The following is a 5,147-nucleotide window of genomic DNA, read 5'->3' on the forward strand; positions in this document are numbered from 1 at the left end:
CAGCCACGTGAACAGGGGCGGCTGCCCCTGTGCCATGAGACTCGGCACAAAGGCACGCATGAACTGTTCGGCTTCGTCCAACTGCATCGAGGACGGGGCGAGCATGCGCAAAAGGAAGTACGAAAGGCAATAAAGGGCTATTGCCGCAACGGCCAGGAGGTCTCCGTTTCCGGCAAAGGGGATTTTCCGTATCCCTTGGGGCGCGTTCATGATATCCTCTTGCACTTCAGACCTGGCGTTCCGCTGGAATCCCGATATTATAACCCCATAACAAGGGCACTAGTGCCCTTCAACCCGGCCGTCCCTTGGGTACAGCATTTCAATGTCCTATCGTGCTGGGCCGGGCACCAGTGCCCTTTTTAAACATCAAGGCGACCCGTAAGCGCCCCCTTAGCAAGCCGTTTCAATGTCCTGTCGCTCCGGCCCGTTGGCCGGTCTTGTGTTGCTCCGGGGTGAAAGGGTATACTACCGCACTGTGGTCATTTCCCTGGTCACTCCGACTGGCGATACATGCGCGTAGAGAAAATCGGGAAGAGCAACGTCGTGGACTCCTTCAAGTGGGTCCTGGGGGAGCAGAGCGCCAAGAGCCTGAGGGGCGGGAAGATGGAAGAGGTCATCTTCGCCGGCTCGCAGTCCAGAAAGCCCAAGGGGATGGCCGAGGTGATGCTGACCGTCTCGGGCCTGGGCTCCTCGGGAAACGGGGACTCCCTGACCACCGTGACGCGCAGGCTCTACCGCTCCGGGGAGAGCGATTACCTTCTGAACCGCACCGCCTGCCGCCTGAAGGACATCAAGGACCTGTTCCTGGACACCGGCCTGGAGATGAAAAGCTACTCCATGCTGGAGCAGGACCGCATCGGGGCGCTCCTTACCGCGAAGCCCGAGGAGCGGCGCTTCCTCATCGAGGAGGTGGCGGGCGTGGTCAAGTACAAGGTCCGCCGCCACGAGGCCCGCAACAAGCTGGAGAACTCCCGGACGAACCTCCAGCGCATCGGCGACATCGTGGCCGAAGTGAAGCGGCAGATAAACTCCCTGGACCGGCAGGTGAAGAAAGCGGAGCGCTACAAGCGCCTGCTGGAAGAGCTCCGGGGCATCGAGCTGCGCATCGCACGGAGGGACTGGGCACAGTTGACCGGGGCGCTGGAGGGCGTCCTCGGCGAGTACGACGCCCTCAGGGAGGAGACCGCTCTCAGAAGGGGCGAGCTTTCCGAGCGGGAGGCGGCCCTCGAGACCGGGAGGATAGAGCTTACCGAGAAGGAAAAGGCCCTGGACGGCCTGAGGCGGGAGCTTCAGGGCCTGGGAGCGCGAGATGGCCGAGGCGGAGCGCGTCCGGGCGGTGCTCGGGGCCGAGCGGGAGCACATCGAGCAGAATATCGTCCGTCTCCGCACCGAGCAGGGGGAGAACGCCGGCAGGCAAGAGGCCGCCCGGGCCGGGCTTTCGGAGAACCGCACCAGGAGGGAGGCGCTCCGGGGAGAGATGGAGGGCCTCTCGCAGGACCTTGAAAGGCAGGAGGCGGCCCTGCGGGCCGCCGAGGAGGAGGCGGCGGGCAAGGAGCATGTCCTTGAGACGAGCCGCCGCGACCTCTTCAAGGTCTCAGACGAGTTGAGCGCGGCGCGCAACGACCGCCACCGGCTGGAGACGGAGCGCCAGGGCATCGCGGGCAGAAGCGAGGAGCTGGACCGGGAGGGTGAAGAGATGAAGGCCGCCCGCGCGCAGGCGGAGGCCGCCCTCGGAGAGACCGAAGCCGCCATGAAGGAAAAGAACGCCGCCCTCCTGGCCCTGCGCGAGGAGAAGGAGACCCTGTCCGAGGAGATAGAGCGGTCCCGGGAAGACCTGGAGGCCCTGAGGGCCGAGGTCTCCCGGAGCAGGGAGGAGATGGCCTCCATGGTCTCGCGCCTGGAGTCCCTGAGGGAGATGGCCCTGGGAGAGGGCGAGGAGCTGAGGGACGACCTGACGCCCGTGGCCCTGGTCTCCGACATCCTGGAGGCTCCCCCGGAGTACGAGCGGGCCGTGGAGAGCGCCCTGAGGGAGGCCGTAGGGGGCTTCATCGTGCCCGACCTGGACGCCCTGGCCCGGGCCGTCTCCACCGTGAAGGAGAAAAACGCGGCAAGAACGGCCTTTGTCCCCCTCGCCCTGGAGGGGCTCCCCGGGGAGGCCCCTCTTCCGGAGGGCGTGCTGGCCCGGGGGGCGGACGTGGTCAGCACCGGGGAAGAGTACGCCGGACTGCTCCGGGCCCTCCTGGGGAGGGTGTTCATCGTCCCGGACCTGGAGACCGCCCTCAGGGTGGGCCCGCGGGAGGAGCTGGTGGTCACCCTGGAGGGCGAGGCGGTGGAGCCCACCGGGGCCGTGGTGGCCGGCCGGAGCAGGGGGCTTCTGGCCCTGAAGAGGCAGCTCAGGGAGCTTGCCCAGGACGTGGAGGGCGCACGGGAAAGGGTGCGGGGCCTGGAGGCGGAGACCGCCCGGAAGACCGAGGCCCTGAAGGGCCTGGAGGACGAGCTTTACGCCCTGGGGGAGAGGGTTTACGAGACCGAGCGGGAGCTTTCCCTCTTGAGAAGGGAGGCCGAACGGGGCGCGGAGGAGCAGGCCCGCCTGAACAGGAAGATTTCCCACCTCGCCATAGAGGTGCAGGAGCTTCACCGGGAGGGCGAGGCCCTGGGCGAGGCCCTCCGGAAGAAGGACGAGGAAATCCAGGCCCTGGAGGCCAAACGGGCGGGGGCGGAGCAGAGGATGGAGGAGTTCTCCCGAAGCATCGCCGAGCTTAGGGCCGCCCACGAGGAGAAGAGAAAGGAGGCCGTGGAGCTCAGGCTCACGCTCGGCTCCCTGAAAGAGCGCGACCGGGCCCTCCAGAGCGAAGGGGAGGCCACCGGGCGCCTCATCGAGGAGCTTACGGCCAAGGACGCGCAGATAGCCCGGGAGATAACCTCCCTGGGCGAGCGGATGGCAGAGCGGGAAAGGGAAGAGGCCCGGAGGGAGGAGGCCCTGCGCTCCCTGGCCGCACGGGCCCACGACATGGAGGCCGCGATATCCCGCAAGCAGGAGGCCCTGACCCTCAGGGGCGAGGAGCTGGCCTCCCTGGAGCGCGCCCTGAAGGGGCTCCGCGAGGGGATAGCGGAGCGCGCCGAGAGGCTCTCGGAGCTCGAGGTCCGGCGGACCGAGCTTGCCCTCAAGCGCGAGAACCTGGCCGAAAACATGAAGAACGCATGGGACGTGGACCTCTCCCAGCTAGAGGACCAGCCCGTCACGGAGGAGGACGAGGAGCGCCTCCCAGAGGTGCGGAAGAAGATGGAGGCCATCGGCCCGGTGAGCCTGGGCTCCATCGAGGAGTACGAGGAGCTCAAGCAGCGCTACGAGTTCCTCACCAGGCAGCAGGAAGACCTGGTCAGGTCCATCGCCGAACTGGAGGAGGCCATCTCGCGCATCAACACCACCACCCGGCGGAAGCTCCGGGAGGCGTACGAGGCCCTGAAGGAGAAATTCGCCGAGGTCTTCGTCACCCTCTTCGGCGGCGGGCAGGCCGAGCTTGTGCTGACCGACCCGGGCAACATCCTGGAGACGGGGCTGGACGTGGTGGCCCAGCCGCCGGGCAAGAAGCTCCAGAACATCTCCCTTCTTTCAGGGGGCGAAAAGAGCCTGACGGCGCTGGCCCTCCTGTTTGCGAGCTTCCTCATCAAGCCCACGCCGCTCTGTGTCCTGGACGAGGCCGACGCCTCTCTGGACGAGTCCAACACCCACAAGTTCGCCCAGATGCTCAAGGAGCTCTCCCGGGACATCCAGTTTATCGTGGTCACCCACAACCGGGTCACCATGGAGGTGGCCGACTACATCTACGGCGTCACCATGGAGGAGCCCGGAAGCTCCAAGGTCATCTCCCTGGAGATGAGTCCGGCCTGAGCGCGCGCCCATGAGCATCCGCGCCCAGTGGCAGGACATAGAGGGGCGCATCCTCCACCCCCGTGCGGCCAGAAGCTCCGAGAGCAGGGGGCGGGAACGGGCCGAGCGCGAGGGGGACATCCGTACGTGCTTCCAGCGGGACCGCGACCGCATCATCCACTCCAAGGCCTTCCGCCGCCTCAAGCACAAGACCCAGGTCTTCCTGGCCCCCCAGGGCGACCACTACCGCACCCGCCTGACCCACGTGCTGGAAGTCAGCCAGATAGCCCGCACCGTGGCCCGCGCCCTCAAGCTCAACGAGGACCTCACCGAGGCCATAGCCCTGGGGCACGACCTGGGGCACCCCCCCTTCGGCCATGCCGGGGAGGCGGTGCTCGAGGAGCTGCACCCCGGGGGGTTCAAGCACTACGAGCAGAGCCTCCGGGTGGTGGAGTTTCTGGAGAACCAGGGCAAGGGCCTGAACCTGACCTGGGAGGTGCGAAACGGCATCCTCCGGCACTCCAAGGGCAAGGGGCTCATCATCCCCCGGGCCGCCGGGGACAAGGCGGCCACCCTGGAAGGGCAGGTGGTCCGCGTCTCGGACGTGGTGGCCTACCTGAACCACGACCTGGACGACGCCCTCCGCGCCAGAGTCATCAGGAAAAGCGACATCCCCGAAGAGGTCCTCCGAGTGCTCGGGGACCGGCACAGCAGGCGCATCGACACCATGGTGAAGGACCTCATCGCAGAGACCCTGGCCGCGGACCTTGACGCGCTCCACATGACCGCCGCGGTGACGCACGCGGTGGAGACCCTGCGGGCGTTCCTCTACGAGCGCGTCTACGAGGGGGAGGAGACGAAGCGCGAGTTCCGGAAGGCCAAGAAGATACTCTCCGACCTGTACCAGTACTACCGGGAGAACCCCGACGAGGTGTTCCACGACATCCCCGCGGGCGAGGAGCCCCGGGAGCAGCGAGTATGCGACTTCATCGCCGGGATGACCGACCGCTTCGCCCTGCTGACCTACCACAGGCTCTTCATCCCCGAACAGGTAGCGGTGCAAACCGCCATTATTACCCTTCAGGTCTTCCGAACCGGAAAAATGTGTCAGGAACTGGATCCTCGTTGTATCGGGGGGTAAAGGAAAAAGCACCAGACGTTCCGGTACAGGAGGGCTTACGATACGTTTATTGCAGGCAGTGGTCAGAAGTGATGCCAGCAGTAAGATAATGAACAGTAAGAGGGGGGCTTCCTTGCGCATCGGATGCGTACCTTA

Annotated in this window: 3 protein-coding genes and 1 pseudogene; 3 read left to right on the plus strand and 1 reads right to left on the minus strand. The window is 66.2% G+C overall.

Translation table 11 applies throughout. The annotated features are described in order from the left end of the window. The coding region (locus tag P8Y39_12765; GenBank protein ID MEJ2193188.1) for a hypothetical protein at positions 1-210 on the minus strand (210 nt) is incomplete at its 3' end. Positions 211-510: 300 nt separating this feature from the next. Between P8Y39_12765 and P8Y39_12770 the strand changes: the two are divergent. From P8Y39_12770 to P8Y39_12780, 3 genes and pseudogenes are all read left to right on the plus strand, one after another. Then, positions 511-819: pseudogene (locus P8Y39_12770) on the plus strand (hypothetical protein). A gap of 490 nt (positions 820-1,309) precedes the next feature. Beyond that, on the plus strand, positions 1,310-3,892 hold the full coding sequence (locus P8Y39_12775; GenBank protein ID MEJ2193189.1) for an AAA family ATPase: 2,583 nt from the start codon (positions 1,310-1,312) through the stop codon (positions 3,890-3,892). Between the two features lie 10 nt (positions 3,893-3,902). Next, positions 3,903-5,012 (plus strand): deoxyguanosinetriphosphate triphosphohydrolase, encoded by a 1,110-nt coding sequence (locus P8Y39_12780; protein MEJ2193190.1) that lies wholly within the window; start codon positions 3,903-3,905, stop codon positions 5,010-5,012. Positions 5,013-5,147 lie beyond the last annotated feature (135 nt).

This window comes from Nitrospirota bacterium (assembly GCA_037386965.1).
Lineage (GTDB): Bacteria > Nitrospirota > Thermodesulfovibrionia > Thermodesulfovibrionales > JdFR-86 > JARRLN01.